Origin of the sequence: Tabrizicola sp., assembly GCF_030694085.1 — a bacterium.
Classification (GTDB): domain Bacteria; phylum Pseudomonadota; class Alphaproteobacteria; order Rhodobacterales; family Rhodobacteraceae; genus Tabrizicola.
The window spans coordinates 125517-142430 of sequence record NZ_JAUXZE010000035.1 but is presented as its reverse complement, the minus strand read 5'-3'; the positions used below and the strand labels follow the sequence as shown (position 1 = coordinate 142430).

General features: G+C 65.6%; 7 protein-coding genes and 1 tRNA gene. 5 read left to right on the top strand and 3 right to left on the bottom strand.

The genetic code is table 11. From position 1 onward, the window contains the following. Nucleotides 1–8: 8 nt before the first annotated feature. On the bottom strand, nucleotides 9–6335 hold the full coding sequence (locus Q8M85_RS05595; protein WP_305541374.1) for a type I polyketide synthase: 6327 nt from the start codon (nucleotides 6333–6335) through the stop codon (nucleotides 9–11). Between the two features lie 406 nt (nucleotides 6336–6741). On the opposite strand from Q8M85_RS05595, the gene Q8M85_RS05590 reads away from it, so the two are divergent. The 3 genes from Q8M85_RS05590 to Q8M85_RS05580 are packed head-to-tail and all read left to right on the top strand — an operon-like array spanning nucleotide 6742 to nucleotide 10152. Further along, a complete protein-coding gene (locus Q8M85_RS05590) occupies nucleotides 6742–7797 on the top strand; it encodes an ExeA family protein (RefSeq protein WP_305541371.1) in 1056 nt (351 codons plus the stop codon). Then, nucleotides 7798–9339, top strand: a complete 1542-nt coding sequence (locus Q8M85_RS05585) for a Wzz/FepE/Etk N-terminal domain-containing protein (protein WP_305541369.1) — start codon at nucleotides 7798–7800, stop codon at nucleotides 9337–9339. Between the two features lie 6 nt (nucleotides 9340–9345). Then, nucleotides 9346–10152, top strand: a complete 807-nt coding sequence (locus tag Q8M85_RS05580) for a CpsD/CapB family tyrosine-protein kinase (RefSeq protein ID WP_305541366.1) — start codon at nucleotides 9346–9348, stop codon at nucleotides 10150–10152. Between the two features lie 52 nt (nucleotides 10153–10204). Here Q8M85_RS05580 and Q8M85_RS05575 read toward each other — a convergent pair. Next, nucleotides 10205–10279 (bottom strand) — tRNA-Gly (locus Q8M85_RS05575). Between the two features lie 304 nt (nucleotides 10280–10583). Between Q8M85_RS05575 and Q8M85_RS05570 the strand changes: the two genes are divergently transcribed. Beyond that, on the top strand, nucleotides 10584–10781 hold the full coding sequence (locus tag Q8M85_RS05570; protein ID WP_305541363.1) for a CsbD family protein: 198 nt from the start codon (nucleotides 10584–10586) through the stop codon (nucleotides 10779–10781). A gap of 41 nt (nucleotides 10782–10822) precedes the next feature. On the opposite strand, the gene Q8M85_RS05565 is transcribed toward Q8M85_RS05570, so the two are convergent. Further along, nucleotides 10823–14263 carry a pyruvate carboxylase gene (locus tag Q8M85_RS05565; RefSeq protein ID WP_305541359.1) on the bottom strand — a complete coding sequence of 1147 codons (3441 nt, stop codon included), beginning with the start codon at nucleotides 14261–14263 and terminating at the stop codon, nucleotides 10823–10825. A 199-nt stretch (nucleotides 14264–14462) separates the two neighbouring features. Here Q8M85_RS05565 and Q8M85_RS05560 point away from each other — a divergent pair, with 199 nt between their 5' ends. Continuing rightward, nucleotides 14463–16835, top strand: a complete 2373-nt coding sequence (locus Q8M85_RS05560; protein WP_305541356.1) for an ATP-dependent helicase — start codon at nucleotides 14463–14465, stop codon at nucleotides 16833–16835. Nucleotides 16836–16914 lie beyond the last annotated feature (79 nt).

Sequence of the window (16914 nt, the reverse complement as noted above, 5' to 3'; positions counted from 1 at the left end):
TTCTCCGGTCACTCGGCAGCAAGGCGTTGATCAGGTTGGCGGAATTCGCCCGCTTCGGCCGCCTGGATCGCGGCCTTCATCCGGGCCGCCAGAACCCGGACGTTCGGTTCCAGCACCATCGAGTCATGGTCGCCGGGGACTTCCACCACGTCCAGACGGGGCGCGTAGGGTGTCCAGAGATTGTCGTGGAAGACATATTCGCGCTGGGAGGACACCCAGTTGCCCCCCGTCACCTTCCAGTGTCGGTCCAGGGGCGGGCGATAAAGGACGACCTTGCCGTTCTCCCAGCCCTTGAGGTCATAGACGCCGATGGCATGGCGGAAGGCGGTCTCGATGGCTGCGTTGTTGTAGGACGGAACGGTCGGGTCGGGCTCGTTCGCGGCCTTGGCGCGGCGCGAGCGTTCCCATTCCCAGCGCCTGCGCGCCCAGTCGGCCAGGAACTGCGGGCCGCCGGCGCGCAGCTCGGCCAGCTTGATCAGCGCCTTGTCGGGCTTCGACAGGAAGGGCCGGACGGGCAGCGGCGTGTCGAGAAGCACCATCAGCGCGACTTCCTCGCCTTGCGCGCGAAGCTGCCGCCCGATGTCCCAGGCTGTAAGGCCGCCACCGGAGAAGCCGCCCAGAAGATACGGCCCCTTCGGCTGCACCTGACGGATCTCGGCCAGGCAGGAGGCGGCAGCATCCTCGATCGTCATATGTGGTTCGTCGTCACCGAACAGACCCCTGGCCTGGAGACCGTAGAAGGGCCGGTCGGTGCCAAGCAGGCTGGCGAGGTGGCGGAGGTTCAGGACGTTGCCGAACATGCCCGCGACAAGGAAGAACGGTGTCTTCGGCCCGCCATCGCCGCGGTGCATGGCGACAAGGTGGGTGAACTTCGGGCCTGCCGGGTCGGCGAGTTGGGTGGGCGCGGGGGCGTTGTCGTCCTGCGGGCCGATGCGGTCGATGATGAGGGCGGCGCAGCGGGCGATGGTCGGGGCCTCGAACAGGACCGAGATCGGGAAGTCGACCTTCCACTGGCGACGGATCATCGCGAACAGGCGCACGGCGATCAGGCTGTGGCCGCCAAGGGTAAAGAAGTCATCCTCGACCCCCACTTCGGCGACGCCCAGAAGCTCGGCCCAGAAGCCGGCGAGGGTGCGTTCCACGCTGTTGCGCGGGGCGACGTAGTCGGTCTCCAGGTCGGGCCGGGCAAAGCCGGGACCTTCGGCTTCGGTCGCCACCGGGGCGTTGGCCTGTTTCACCAGCGCGTCGAGGTCGAGCGAGGAGACAAGGACCTGCGCCCCGTCTGCTGCGATGGCGCGGAGGAAGGCCTCGGCCCCTTCGGCGGGACGGATGCCGCCCGCAAGGGCCTGGGCCAGGCGCTGTTCGGCGGGGGACTGGCCGCGCTGGTCGTCGTCGCGGATCACCTCACGCGGGTTCGGGGGTGCGGGGCGGGCCAGCGCCTCTTCGAAGGCGACCTTGCGGAAGGTGATGCCCTCGACCTCGACCAGCACTTTCCCGGCGGGGTCGGTCAGGGTGACGTCGAAGCTGGCGGTGTCGTCGGCGGGCGTGCCCGACAGGCGGACCCAGCTGCGGATCTCGGCAGGCAGGGGGCCGTGGACCCGGATGGCGGTTGTCATCACCGGGGCCCAGACGAAGCCCTGGGCCACCTTGGGCAGCAGGGCGATGCCCCAGCCGGTGCCGATGTCGTAGAGCGCGGGGTGGATGGTGCAGGTCGCGGTGTCCTGCACGGCCTGGGTGGGCAGGGCGAGAGTCGCCAGCCCCTCACGGGTGCCAAGGGCTGTCGCCCGCAGGACCTGCCAGCGCGGGCCGAAGGCGATGCGGTCTTCCTGTGCCGAGGGCAGGTTTTCGCCGCCCGGCGCGGTGGCCTTGTCGGGGCAGCGGGCGGCGATGGCCGTCAGGTCGATCGAACCCGCTGACGTGGTCAGGGGCGCGATGCCCATCTCGGCGGTCATCGCCCAGCCTTGCGGTTCCAGCGCGCGGGCTTGCAAGCGCTGGCTGCCGTCGCGGGCGCGGGTGAGGCTCACGCGCAGGTCGCGGGGCAGGTCGGCCTCCAGCCGCAGGGGGCGGAAGACGGTGAGGTCGGTGAGGTGCAGGCCGCCCTTGGCCCCGGTCGCCATGAGCGCCTCATGCGCGATTTCGGGCCAAGCCGAGCCGGGCAGGACCGCCGTGCCGTCAAGTAGACGGTGGTCGTCCATCACCCACTGGTCCTTGGTCAGCGTCGCATGAAAACGGGTTTCATCCTCGCCCTTCTGCATCCGCTCCAGCACCAGCTGGCCAGGCAGCGGCGCGCCTGCGTCCTTGCCCTGGCGGCGGGCATCGGCGTCGGCGGCCATGCCGATGCCGGACCAGATGCCCCAGTTGACCGAGGTGACCTTGGTCAGGCCGCCGGAACGGCTGCGGGCAAAGGCGTTGAGGTATTCGTTGGCGGCGACATAGTCGGCCTGACCGGCGGGGGTCAGGACGGTGGAGGTCGAGGAGAAGAGGACGATCCGGTCCACGCTGCCATCGGGCAGGAGGCTGTCCAGAAGCTTCGTGCCGTGCACCTTGGGCGAGAGGACGGCATCGGCGGAACCAGGGTCCTTGCCCAGAAGCGGCGCGTCGTCGACGGTGCCCGCGGCATGGACGACGCCGTAGATCGGGCCGAATTCGGAGCGGATGCGGTCAAGGGCGGCGCGCATGTCTTCGGGATTGCAGACGTCGGCGGCGACGGCCATCACGCGGCCAAGGCGTTCAAGGCGCGACAGGACTCCGGCGCGGACCGATCCCGGTTCCGGGACGTGGCGGCCGATCAGGGCGACCTTGGCATGGCGGTCGCGCATCAGGCGTTCGGCCACGGTGACGCCGATCCCGCCGAAGCCGCCGGTGATGACCCAGACCGAGCCTTCGGGGACCTCGGCCTGTTCCGGCAGTTTCGCGGGGACGAGGCGGGACTCCAGCCTCCGGCTGCCCCGGATCGCGGCGACAGTGTTGGAGGGCGTGGCGAGCATCTCCTCCAGGACCGCCGAGACGGTTTCTGCGGGGATCGCCTTGCGGTCAAGCGTGACGTCGAGAAGGCTGGCGGTGAGGCCCGGCAGTTCGCGCGGCATCACCCGGACGGGGCCTGCGACGGTTGCTTTCTCGGGGTAGGGGAGGGCTTCGGTGCGCACTTGCGCCGCGCCGGAGGTGACGACGGTGAGGTGGGGCAGGGGCTTCAGGCCGATCTCGCCCATTGCCTGACCAAGGAAGAAGAGGCTCCAGAAGCCCTGTTCAAGGTTCCGCTGGAAGAAGGAGGAGCCGGGGCGGAAGGCCTCTTTCTCGGTGACCAGCCAGAAGTGGGCGATGCGGGAGGGGGAGAGGTCGCGCTGGGCAAGGTCGGCGAGGAGGGCGTCATAGCCCTCGCGCCCGTGTTCGGGGGCGAGGGTATAGGTGTCGTCCGAGGTGCGGGCGAAGGCGTCGCCGGCGTGGACGGTGATGACGCGGTGGCCTGCCGCGCGCAGGCGCTGGACGGCGGCACGGGCAAGGCCTGCCTCGTCGGCGAAGACGAGCCAGGTCTGTGGCGCGCCGAGTTCGGTTTCCACATCGACCGGGCAGTCGGCGGGCATCACGCGCCAGCCGATCCTGTAGCCGAAATCGGTCACGTTGTCGTGGCGGGTGGGGGTCAGGTCAGCCTCGGTCACTACGGCAGGCTGGCCGCGTTCGACGAAATAGCGGCTGCGCTGGAAGGGGTAGGTCGGCAGGGGGACGCGGCGGCGTTTCGCCTCGCCCCAAAGCTGGGTCAGGTCGGGTTCCGCCCCGCAGGCCCAGAGGCGGCCGAGGGTGGCGATAAAATGGCGGTCGTCGCTGGTGGTGTCGTCGGGGTGGCGCAGGCTGGCGGGGATCGGCTGGCCGCCCATCGCGCCGTTGGCCTGGGCAAGGGACGCCATCGCGCGGCCGGGGCCGACCTCGAGATACACGCGGTCGGCCTTCTGGCGCAGGGTCGCCATGCCGTCTGCGAAGCGGACTGTATTCCTAAGATGCGCGACCCAGTAGTCGGGGCTGGTCGCCTCGGCGTCGGTCAGGACCTGTCCCGAGCGGTTGGAGATGATCGGGATCTGCGGCGGGGAAAGTTGCATCCCGGCAAGGTGGGCGCGGAAAGCGGCAAGGATGCCTTCCAGCATCTTCGAATGGGCCGCGATGTCGATGGCGATGCGGGTGGTGTCGATGTCATCGGCCTTCAGGCGCGCGGCAAGGTCCTTGAGGCCCGCGTCGGACCCCGAAACCACGGTGAGTTCGGGCGCGTTGATGGACGCGATGTCGAGATCGCCAAGATAGGGTTGCAGCGCGGTTTCCGACAGCGGGACCGACAGCATCCCGCCCGCAGGCACCGTGTCGAAGAGCTGCCCGCGCAGGCGGACGAGGCCGACGGCGGCTTCCAGCGTCATGACGCCAGCGACGCAGGCGGCGGCGTTCTCGCCCATGCTGTGACCGATCAGGACCGAAGGCTTGACGCCCCAGCTTGCCCAAAGCTTTGCCAGCGCCACCTCGACGATCAGGATCAGTGGCAATTGTTTCGAGGGTTGCCGCAGGGCTTCGGCGGCGGCGGCTTCTTGCCCCGGGACGGGGAGCCAGAGGGCGCGGGTCTCGGCCTCGGCATCACCCAAGGCCGCCAAGCCACGATCCATCCATTCCGCAAAGACGGGTTCCGTCTCGTAAAGGTCGCGCGCCATGTTCGGGTATTGCGCGCCGCCGCCGGGGAACATGAAGACGACATCCGGCGCGTCGCCCAACCGGCGCTGGGTGAAGACGCGGCGGGGATCGCCCGCCTCCAGCATCTGCGCGGCTTCCTCATGGGTTTCGGCGACCAGCACGCGGCGGTGTTCAAAGGCGCGGCGGCCGTGCTTCAGGGTCCAGGCCACGTCGGCAAGCGGCTGCTCGGGGTTCGCACGCAAATGGGCGGCGAGGCGGGCAGAGGCTTCGCCCAGGGCAGACTGGCTGCGGGCGGAAAGAGTGATGAGCTGGAATGGCCAGTCCGAGGCCTCAGAGGCAGCAAGGGCGGGCGGTTCCTGCACGACGACGAAGGCGTTGGTTCCTCCGACGCCAAGCGAGTTCACCCCGGCGCGGCGGGGACCCATGCGGCGGGGCCAGTCGGTCAGCCGGTCATTGACGCGGAACGGGCTGTTCTCGAAATCGATGGCCGGGTTCGGAGTCTCGAAGTTCAGGCTGGGCGGCATCTGGCCGTGGTGCAGCGCCAGCGTCGTCTTGATCAGGCTGGCAACCCCGGCGGCGGTATCGAGGTGGCCAATGTTGGTCTTGACCGATCCGATGCGGGCGAAGCCATTGGCGTCGGTCGTCCGGCGGAACGCCTCGGTCAAGGCGGCCACTTCGATGGGGTCGCCAAGGTAGGTGCCGGTCCCGTGACATTCGACGTAATCCACCGTCTCGGCCGGTGTTCCCGCCACGGCAAGTGCGGTTGCGATGCAGGCGGACTGGCCCTCGACGGAAGGCGCCAGATAGCCCGCCTTGGCCGCGCCGTCGTTGTTGACCGCCGAGCCCTTGATGACGCCCCAGATATGGTCGCCGTCGGCCAACGCATCGTCCATCCGCCGCAGAAGGACCGTCCCCGCGCCCGAGCCGAAGACCGTGCCCTGCGCCCGGTGGTCGAAGGCATGGCAGACGCCGTCGGGCGAAAGGACCTCGCCCTCCTTGTAGATGTAGCCGCGACCCTGGGGCAGGTCGATGGTGACCCCCCCGGCAAGCGCCATGTCACATTCGCCGTTCAGCAGCGCCTGGATCGCGTAATGCGTGGCGACCAGCGAGGTCGAACAGGCGGTCTGCAGGCCAAGGCTTGGCCCTTTCAGGTCGAAGACGTGGCTGACGCGGGTCGACAGGAAGTCCTTGTCGTTGCCGGTATGCCGGAGCAGGAACATCCCCGTGCTTTCGACGAGTGCCGGGTTCGAGCAGAGGTTGAAATAGAAATAGCTGCCCATTCCGCAGCCCGCGAAGACGCCGATGCGGCCGTGGAACGCCTCGGGTGTATGGCCGGCGTTCTCCAGTGCCTCCCACGCCACTTCAAGAAACTGCCGGTGCTGCGGGTCGAGGATCGCGGCTTCCTTCGGGGAGAAGCCGAAGAATTCGGCGTCGAAGTGGTCGAACTTTTCCAGCAGGGCGGCGGCGGGCACATAGTTCGGATTGCGCAGCAACGCCGGGTTCTCGCCCGAGGCGAGAATCTCGTCCTCGGTAAGCCGACGCACGGCCGATCGACCGTCGCGCAGGTTTTCCCAATAGGCCTGGATATCTGCCGATCCGGGCAGATGCGCAGCCATGCCAACGATGGCGATGTCGGTTTCTGCGGGAAGGTCCTGCATACCGTCTTTCATGCGACTACCCTCTCGACTGGTCCTTGGCGGCGACTGCCTGGCCGCATGTCCTTAACCGCGTGAACCCGACGTCTTCGCCCGCCGTGGGCAGGGCCGCTGGACGTCCTGGCACAAACACGCCAACCATGCACATGCCCGAAATGTGGCAACTCATCAGGGTCATCAACGATTCGCGCGCCGTTCAAAATTTCCTTGACCTTTCCTACAGCACCTTGTCCGGATACGCACGGACATTGGTCCAGAAAAACGCCATTCCTGCGGCAATAACCGTTCTAGGCTGCTGATTTCCCTACTTTGTTGCCAGACTGGCATCAGTATCGTCGAAGACGTCGCCTTGCCGCGCAACATTGCTTATGAGAGGGGGGCAACTCCCTCCGAGTCCGGGGATTTGCTTAAGGGTGAGTAGATGACGCGTCAAAGATCCCGCAAGTTGTTTTCCCGTATCCTGTGGTTCGATCAGGACGTCGGCAGCGATACTGCTGCCGGAACCGAAGCCGTTTCAAACCCTGCCCCCGAGCCGCCGGCCGCCCCGGTGCCCGAAGTCCGAGCTGATGTCCCGGTCCCGCGCCGGGTCCGGTCGCGCATCCTGTCGATGGAACCGCAGCCCGCGTCGCAGGGCGAGATCTATACCGAGCATTTCGGGCTGACCTCGCGACCCTTCGCGCTGACGCCTGACCCGGATTTCCTGTACTGGCCGCAATCGCACCAGCGGGCCTACACGATGCTGGAATATGGCATCCGTGCCAATTCGCCGATCACCCTGATCACGGGCGAAGTCGGCGCGGGCAAGACGACGCTTCTGCTGCATCTGATCCGGTCGCTGGGACCCGAGATCCGCGTGGGCCTCATCTCGAACCCGCACGGATCACGCGCTGAACTGCTGCGCTGGGTCCTGCACGCGCTGGAGCAGCCGGCCGACCTGAACGAAAGCTATGTCGACCTCTTCTCACGCTTTCAGAACTTTCTCTTGTCGGAATATGCCGCCGGCCGCTCGGTCGTGCTGATCTTCGACGAGGCGCAGAACCTGACCGCCGAGGCGCTGGAAGAGTTGCGGATGTTCATCAACATCAACTCGGGCAAGGACGAGGTGCTGCAACTGGTCCTGATCGGCCAGCCCGAACTGCGCGACCTTGTCTCGCAGCCCAACATGCGGCAGTTCGCGCAGCGTGTCGCGGCAAGCTATCACCTTACCGCGATGGACCTGAAGACGGTTCGCGGCTACATCCCGCACCGGCTGAAGGTTGCCGGGGCCCAGAAGCGAATCTTCACCCGCCCCGCAATCGACCTCGTCCATCAGGTCACCCGGGGCGTTCCGCGCCTGGTGAACCAGTTGTGCGACCTTGCGCTGGTCTATGCCTTCACCCGGGGCAAGCGCACGGTCACCCCGGCGACTGTCCAGCAGGTACTGGACGACGGCGTTTTCTTTTCCGCGAACGCCTCAAGACATACGAGTGAGACCTGAATGACGCTTGACCTGCGCTTCTACCTGTCCCTGATCCTGCGGCGGCTGCCGATCATCCTTGCGATAACGATCACTGCCACGGTGGCGGGAGTGCTTTATGCCATCTCGCTGCCGCCGATCTACCGCGCCGAGTCGCGTCTGTTGATCGAGAACGCGCAGATTCCCGACGAACTTGCGGCCTCGACGGTGCGCTCGACGGCGGATGAAATCCTGCTGTCGATCCAGCAGCGCATCCTGACGCGTGAGAACCTTCTGACGCTGGCCGACCGGCACGGCCTGTTCGCCGACGTGCCAGGCATGGCGCAGAACGTGCAGCTGGAACAGGTTGGCAGTCGCATCGCGATCTACATGCCGACGACGCAAGGCAACACTGGCGTCGTCCATGTCTCGTTTGCGGCGGGCGACCCGGAGCTTTCAGCCGTCGTCACCAATGACATCGCCGAGCAGATCCTGCAGTGGAACACCGAACTGCGGACCCGCGCCTCGGGCAGCACCCTAGATTTCTTCGACCAGGAAGTCCGCCGCCTGACCGACGAGCTGTCCCAGCAGAACGCCAAGATCCTGGAGTTCGAACAGGCCAACCGCGATGCGCTTCCCGAAAGTCTGGAATATCGCCGCACCCGTCAGGCCAGTCAGCAGGAGCGTCTGTTGCAGGTCAACCGCGAGCTTGCGTCGCTGCGCGACCGCCGCGACCGGCTTACCGAACTTTACGACAGGACGGGCCGGCTGGTGACCTCGGACACCGACCGCACACCCGAGCAGGAGCGGCTGGAGCAGGCGCGCCAGGAACTTGCCTCGGCGCTGGTGGTCCTTGCTCCGTCCAATCCCCGGCTCAAGGCCCTGCAGACCGAAGTGGCGGCGCTGGAAGAACGGGTGAAGGCGCAGCTTGGGGCATCCGGGGGTGGCCAACTCTCGGCGTTCGAAGTGCAGATGCTGGACATCGACGGCCAGATCACCTTCCTTGCCGAACAGAAAAGGCTGCTTGAAGAGGACCTGGTCAAGCTTGAAGCCTCGATCGAGGCGACACCGGGCAACTCGATCCGGCTTGCAGAATTGCAAAGCAACTACGAGACGCTGCGGGTCCAGTACGAGGCGGCCGTTGGCAGCCTGTCCGAGGCGCGGATGGGCGACCGGATCGAGGTCACCGACCGTGGTCAGCGGATCAGCGTGATTGAGAAGGCCGTGCCGCCGCCATTCCGGGCCGAGCCAAACCGCAAGCGCATCACCATAGCGGCCCTTGGTGCCGGGGTGATCCTGTCGGCCGCGCTTTTGGTCCTGCTGGAGATCCTGAACCAGACAGTCCGGCGTCCGACCGAAGTGATCAAGACGCTTGGCGTCGCGCCGTTTGGCACCGTCGGCTACCTTCCCGGACCGCCACAGCGGTCGGGACTGACTTTGAACCGCGTGGCCGTGCTTCTGGCGCTGCTGATCAACATACCGATGATCCTTCTGGCGGTGCATCTTTATGTTGCCCCGCTTGGAACCCTCCTGGGCTTGACGCCCGATGCTGCCGCCGAGGCTCCCGCCTCTCTTACCGAGTAAGCTGACATGGAACGGATACAATCCGCCCTCGCCAAGGCGCGTTCTGCGCGTGACCGCAAGCTGCAGGGCACGAACCCGACCACCGGGAAGAAGTCGACCGAGAGCGGTCCCTGGCCTGGCCTGGCCGAGCTGAAGCTCAACCCCGGCCACCTGGAGCGCAACCGGATCGTGGCCATGCACCCTGGACCCAATGCGTCCAGTTTCGATGTCATGCGGACGAACCTGCTGCGGACCTTGCGCACCAACGGCTGGACCCGCGTTGCGATCACTTCGCCCACGCCGGGGTGCGGCAAGTCCACGGTGGCCGCCAACCTTGCCTTCAGCCTGGCGCGCCTGGCAGATACGAGGGTCCTGGTTATCGAACTGGACCTGCGGCATCCGTCCCTTATCCGTATGCTGGGCGTGGGGTCTGAACAGAATTTCGCCGGCATGCTGGCCGAAGGGAAGATCGACTACACCCAGATCCGTCGCGCCGGCCCGAACCTCGCCTTTGCGCTCAGCGCATTGCCGAAGGAGAACCCGGCCGAACTGCTTTCCGCCGCCCGTACCGCCGACATGATCGACGAGATCGAGACCCAACTGCGTCCCGACGTGGTGCTTTTCGACCTGTCGCCGGTTCTTGTCAGTGACGATGCGATCTCGTTCCTGGACCAGGTGGACTGTGCCCTGATGGTTGCAGCCGCGGACGAAAGCACGGTTTCGGAGATCGACAAATGCGGCAAGGACCTTGCCAAACGGACTCAGGTCCTTGGGGTGGTGCTGAACAAGTGCCGGCACATGGAGCAGGAAGAGTCGCTGACCTATCCCGAATAGGGCGCCGGTAAACGACAAAGGGGCCCACAAGGGGCCCCTCGTCTGATCCAGTTGGAGCGGGCGATGAGATTCGAACTCACGACCCTAACCTTGGCAAGGTTATGCTCTACCCCTGAGCTACGCCCGCACCGTCTGGACAAGCGGGGATTTATAAAGAGGCGCGGGGGGCCGCAAGAGGGAAAGTGACAGCAGGGCGAAAATTTCTGCACCGCGGCCCCGCCCACGGGCTTTGGCTTTGGTCCGCTGCAGCGGCATCATCCTTGAAACGCTGAACATTCGTCGCCGGTCCCGCGTCCCGTGGTCATGGCGATGCTCGTCCACCGGCAGTCTTCCGCCTGTTCGCCGGGATTTCTGGAACCGTTGCGCGGTTCGGGCGTCGTTCCCTGGTAGGGGCCGCGCCTGCTGCGCGGCTGACAGACAGGAGAACCATGATGAACAACGACCAGATCGCCGGCAAGTGGAAGCAACTGAAGGGCGAAGCCAAGGTCATGTGGGGCAAACTGACCGATGACGAGCTTGACCAGGCCGAGGGCCACAAGGACAAGCTCGCCGGCATGATCCAGGAACGCTACGGCAAGACCAAGGAAGACGCGCAGCGCGAAGTCGACGACTTCTTCTCGCGGTACTGATGCGCAGGGGTAGGGTGGGTGATATCGCCCACCCTACGCTTTTACTCCAGCTCGATCAGAAGGTCCTTGGCTTCGATCTGGCTGCCCGGATGAACGTGGATCGCCTTGACCGTGGCCTCGCGGTCGCAGTGCAGGCCCGTCTCCATCTTCATCGCCTCGATATTCAAGAGCAGGTCACCCGCCCGGACTTTCTGGCCCAGCGTCACCGCGATCGAGGCAACGGCTCCCGGCATCGGCGCACCGACATGGGCCGGATTGCCGTCCTGCGCTTTCGGCCTAGCGGCGGTCTTTGCTACCATCGCCCGGTTTGGGACGCGGATTACCCGAGGCTGGCCGTTCAGCTCGAAGAAGACCTTGACCTCGCCTTCTTCAGTGGTCTCACCCACGGCCTGCAGGCGGATCTCCAGTGTCTTGCCGGGGTCGATTTCCAGCGACACTTCGTCGCCGGGCTGCATGCCATAGAAGAAGACCCGGGTCGGCAGCGTCCGCACCGGACCGTACTGCTTGTGGCGGCCCATGTAGTCCAGGAAGACCTTTGGATACATGAGGTAGCCGTTCAGGTCCTCGTCATCCACGGTGATGCCGTTCATCTCTTCCGAGACCTTCTTGCGGACCGCTTCAAGGTCCACCGGCGGCAGGGTCTTGCCCGGCCGGTCGGTAAGGGGTGTCTCGCCCTTGAGCACTTTTTTCAGGATGCCCTGCGGCCAGCCGCCATGCGGTTGCCCGAGGTTGCCCTTCAGCATGTCCACCACGCTGTCGGGGAATGCCACGTCGACGGATGGGTCCTCGACCTGCGCGCGGGTCAGGCCCTGCGCCACCATCATGAGAGCCATGTCGCCGACGACCTTCGAAGACGGCGTGACCTTCACGATGTCGCCGAACATCTGGTTGGCATCCGCATAGGCCTGCGCGACTTCGTGCCAGCGCTCTTCCAGTCCCAGACTGCGGGCCTGGGCCTTGAGGTTGGTAAACTGGCCGCCTGGCATCTCGTGCAGGTAGACCTCTGATGCCGGGGCAGGGATGCCGCTCTCGAAAGCCGCGTACTGCTTGCGCACGCTCTCCCAGTAGTCCGAAATCTGTCGGACCGCAGCGATGTCGATGCCGGTATCGCGGTCGGTGTTCCGCAGAGCTTCCACGATCGAACCCAGGCAAGGTTGTGAGGTCCCACCGCTGAAGGCATCCATCGCCGCGTCCACGGCGTCGACGCCCGCATCGCAAGCCGCCAGGATTGTCGCCGCCCCCGCGCCCGAGGTGTCGTGGGTGTGAAAGTGGATCGGCAATCCGATTTCCTGCTTCAGCGTCTTGATCAGGATGCGGGCCGAGGCCGGTTTCATCAGGCCCGCCATGTCCTTCAGACCAAGCACATGGGCGCCTGCCAACTTCAGTTCCTTGGCGCGGTCCAGGTAGTACTTCAGGTCATACTTCGACCGCGCCGGGTCCAGCAGGTCGCCGGTGTAGCAGATCGTGCCTTCGCAGACCTTGTTCGCCTCCAGCACCGCGTCCATCGCGACGCGCATGTTCTCGACCCAGTTCAGGCTGTCGAAGACACGGAACACATCGACCCCGGTCTTGGCGGCCTGCTTGACGAAGGACTGCACCACGTTGTCGGGGTAGTTCGTGTAGCCGACCCCGTTTGACGCCCGCAGCAGCATCTGCGTCATCAGGTTCGGCATTGCCGCCCGCAGGTCCCGCAGCCGCTGCCAGGGACATTCCTGCAGGAAGCGGTAAGCCACGTCGAAAGTGGCGCCGCCCCAGCACTCGACGGAGAAAAGCTGCGGCAGGTTCGCGGCATAGGCCGGGGCCACCTTGATCATGTCGATCGACCGCATCCGGGTCGCCAGAAGCGACTGGTGCCCATCGCGCATTGTGGTGTCGGTCAGCAAGACCTTCTTCTGTTCCTTCATCCAGTCGGCGACGGCCTGCGGGCCCTTCTGCTCCAACAGGTTCCGGGTGCCCATCGATGGCTGCGCCTTCGGTGCGGGCGGCTTCGGGGCCTTCGCCTCGGCCGGAGGCTTCGGACGGCCCGCTGTTTCCGGGTGGCCGTTCACCGTGATGTCGGCGATGTAGAGCAGGATCTTGGTCGCCCGGTCGCGCCGCTTCTTGAACGCGAACAGGGCAGGTGTCGTGTCGATGAACTTGGTCGTGTAGGTGTCGTTCAGGAAGGTCGGGTGCTTCAGGAGGTTGATCACGAACTCGATGTTCGTGGCCACGCCCCGGATGCGGAATTCGCGCAGGGCGCGGTCCATGCGGGCGATGGCTTTCTCGGGCGTCTGGGCATGGGCCGTGACCTTGACCAAGAGCGAGTCGTAGTATCGCGTGATCACCGACCCGGCATAGGCCGTCCCGCCATCGAGGCGGATGCCGTTGCCGGTGGCCGAGCGGTAAGCGGTCAGTCGCCCATAGTCCGGGATGAAATTGTTGAGCGGGTCTTCCGTCGTCACCCGGCACTGCAGCGCGTGGCCGTTCAGCTTGACCTCGGCCTGGGAGGGCACGCCGGTCGCCTCGGGCAGGGACTTGCCTTCCTCGATCAGGATCTGCGCCTGGACGATGTCGATCCCTGTGACCTCTTCGGTGACGGTGTGTTCGACCTGGACGCGGGGGTTCACCTCGATGAAGTAGAACTGCTCGGTGTCCATATCCATCAGGAACTCGACCGTGCCCGCACATTCATAGTTGACGAAGGCGCAGATGCGCTTGGCCATCTCGCAGACGTCCTCGCGCTGGGCCTGCGTCAGGTAAGGCGCGGGGGCGCGTTCGACGACCTTCTGGTTGCGGCGCTGGACGGTGCAGTCGCGTTCCCACAGGTGCCAGACGTTGCCCTGCTTGTCGCCAAGGATCTGCACCTCGACGTGGCGGGCGCGGAGGATCATCTTTTCCAGATAGCCTTCGCCGTTGCCGAAGGCGGATTCCGCTTCGCGCCGACCCTCGCGGACTTTCCCCTCCAGCTCCTCCTCGTTCAGGATCGGCCGCATCCCGCGACCGCCCCCACCCCACGAGGCTTTCAGCATCAAGGGATAGCCGACTTCCGCCGCCTGCTTCTTGATGAGGGCCATGTCCTCGCCCAGCACTTCGGTTGCGGGGATGACAGGGACACCGGCCTCCATCGCCACGCGGCGGGCCGAGGCCTTGTCGCCCAAGGCGCGCATGGTTTCGGCGCGCGGACCGATGAAGGTGATCCCGGCCTGGTCGCAGGCATCGACGAAATCGGGGTTCTCGGACAGCAGGCCATAGCCGGGGTGGATCGCATCCGCCCCCGCCATCCGCGCGACGCGGATGATTTCGGGGATCGAGAGATAGGCGCCCACGGGGGTCATACCTTCGCCGATCCGGTACGCCTCATCCGCCTTGAAGCGATGGAGGCTGAGCTTGTCCTCTTCGGCATAGACCGCGACGGTCTTCTTGCCCATCTCGTTGGCCGCTCGCATCACGCGGATCGCGATCTCGCCGCGGTTGGCGACAAGGATCTTCTTGAACTCGGGCATTGCGGCACTCCCCAGGCAGCAGGACGTGTGCACATTAGGGGTGCTGCGCTGCAGCGCAAGAGACTTTGACGCCCTTTCCGACAGTTTTACGACAGAATACAGCAATTCTGTGTTAGCGCAAACATTGCGGGGAAAAGCCCGTGAACATTCATGGAACGCAGGGCCTTTCCCCCCGCGCCGAACGCGATATACTGCGGCGATGAACTCCTGGGACGAAGATCAGGCCTTCGAGGCCGCCGCAGCGCCGGTACCACTGTCGCAGCGCGCGATGGCGTCGCGTGGAACGCCGTATCTGGACGACCTTAACCCGGCGCAGCGCGCGGCCGTCCTGGCACTGGACGGGCCGGTCCTGATGCTGGCCGGTGCGGGGACGGGCAAGACCAAGGCTCTTACCACCCGGATCGTGCATTTGCTGAACCAGCACAAGGCCCGCCCGAACGAGATTCTGGCCGTCACCTTCACCAACAAGGCTGCGCGCGAGATGAAGCTGCGCGTGGGCCGCATGCTGGGCGAAGTGGCCGAGGGGATGCCCTGGATGGGCACGTTCCATTCGCTGTCGGTCAAGATCCTTCGCCGCCATGCCGAGCTGGTCGGGCTGAAGCCGAACTTCACCATCCTTGATACCGACGACCAACTGCGGCTTCTGAAGCAACTGATCCTTGCAGCCAACATCGACGAAAAGCGCTGGCCTGCGCGGATGCTGGCGGGCCTGATCGACGGCTGGAAGAACCGAGCCTGGGTCCCAGAGAAGGTCCCGTCTTCTGAGGCGGGCGCCTACAACAACCGGGGAACCGAGCTTTATGCGGCCTACCAGGACCGGCTGAAGGCGCTGAACGCGACCGATTTCGGCGACCTCCTGCTGCATTGCGTGACCATCTTCCAGACCCACCCGGACGTGTTGCAACAATACCAGCGCTGGTTCCGCTATATCCTTGTCGATGAATATCAGGACACCAACGTCTGCCAGTATATGTGGCTGCGGCTTCTGGCGCAGGCGCACAAGAACATCTGCTGCGTGGGCGACGACGACCAGTCGATCTATGGCTGGCGCGGGGCCGAGGTTGGCAACATCCTGCGGTTTGAAAAGGATTTTCCCGGCGCGCAGGTGGTTCGGCTGGAGCAGAACTATCGCTCGACCGGCCATATCCTTGCGGCCGCCTCGGGGGTGATTGCAAAGAACGCCGGGCGGCTGGGCAAGACGCTGTGGACGGCGGGGGCGCTGGGCGAGAAGGTGCGCCTCATCGGCCATTGGGACGGCGAGGAAGAGGCACGCTGGATCGGGGAAGAGATCGAGGCGATCCAGCGCGGCACCCGGGGGATGGACCCCGTGGACCTGAACCGCCAGGCGATCCTGGTGCGGGCGAGCCACCAGATGCGTGCCTTCGAGGACCGGTTCCTGACCATCGGCCTGCCGTACCGCGTGATCGGCGGCCCAAGGTTCTACGAACGCCAGGAAATCCGAGATGCGATGGCCTATTTCCGGCTGGCGGTCTCTCCCGAGGATGATCTCGCGTTCGAGCGGGTGGTGAACCTGCCGAAGCGGGGCTTGGGCGACACGGCGCAGTCCAAGATCAATGTGCTGGCGCGGGGGGCGGGGGTGTCGCTGCTGGATGGAGCGCGCGAGGCCGTGGCGAAGGGTGTAATCGGCGGCAAGGGCGCGTCCCAACTGCGGGCCTTTGTCGATGGGGTGGACCGCTGGCACACGGCTACGCTGCACCCGGAGTACGATCACATCCGCCTGGCCGAGACGATTCTGGACGAAAGCGGCTACACCGAGATGTGGCAGAACGACAAGACGCCGGAAGCGCCGGGGCGGCTGGACAACCTCAAGGAACTGGTGAAGGCGCTGGAGCAGTTCGACAATCTGCAGGGGTTCCTGGAGCACGTCTCTCTCATCATGGACAACGAGACCGAGGGGGCGGAGGAGAAGGTCACCATCATGACCCTTCACGCCGCCAAGGGGCTGGAATTTCCGGTGGTCTTCCTGCCGGGGTGGGAGGATGGGCTGTTCCCCAGCCAGCGCAGCATGGACGAGAGCGGGCTGAAGGGGCTGGAGGAGGAGCGGCGGCTAGCCTATGTGGGGATCACCCGGGCCGAACGGCTCTGCACAATCAGCTTTGCGTCGAACCGCCGGGTCTATGGGCAATGGCAGTCGCAGCTGCCCTCGCGGTTCATCGACGAACTGCCCGCTGAGCATGTCGAGGTGCTGACGGCCCCCGGCCTTTATGGCGGCGGGTTCGGGGCGGCGGCCTCGGTGGGGTTCGGGTCCAGCCTTGAGGAGCGGGTTTCGAAGGCGGACGTCTACAACTCACCGGGGTGGCGACGGCTCCAGGAGAATTCCGGCGCGCGCCCGATGCGGCAACCGCAGGAGGCGCGGCATGTGGTGATCGACATGGAGGCGGTCTCTCCCTACGTGATCGGGGACCGGGTCTTCCACCAGAAGTTCGGCTACGGCGAGATCATGGGGATCGAGGGCGACAAGCTGGACATCGAGTTCGACCAGGCCGGGTCGAAGAAGGTCGTCGCGCGGTGGGTGATCCCGGCCGATCAGGTGGACGACGTGCCGTTCTGAGGCGACGAATTTCAATCGAAATCAATCCCTTCGCGGCAGGTTGACCGCTGGCGTCCGCAGGTGGCGCGACGAGTGCCAG

Coding starts and splice junctions, on each gene's coding strand:
- Q8M85_RS05570 (WP_305541363.1), top strand. CDS start 10,584: ATGAACAACGACCAGATCGCCGGCAAGTGGAAGCAACTGAAGGGCGAA.
- Q8M85_RS05585 (WP_305541369.1), top strand. CDS start 7,798: ATGACGCTTGACCTGCGCTTCTACCTGTCCCTGATCCTGCGGCGGCTG.
- Q8M85_RS05580 (WP_305541366.1), top strand. CDS start 9,346: ATGGAACGGATACAATCCGCCCTCGCCAAGGCGCGTTCTGCGCGTGAC.
- Q8M85_RS05595 (WP_305541374.1), bottom strand. CDS start 6,335: ATGAAAGACGGTATGCAGGACCTTCCCGCAGAAACCGACATCGCCATC.
- Q8M85_RS05565 (WP_305541359.1), bottom strand. CDS start 14,263: ATGCCCGAGTTCAAGAAGATCCTTGTCGCCAACCGCGGCGAGATCGCG.
- Q8M85_RS05560 (WP_305541356.1), top strand. CDS start 14,463: ATGAACTCCTGGGACGAAGATCAGGCCTTCGAGGCCGCCGCAGCGCCG.
- Q8M85_RS05590 (WP_305541371.1), top strand. CDS start 6,742: ATGACGCGTCAAAGATCCCGCAAGTTGTTTTCCCGTATCCTGTGGTTC.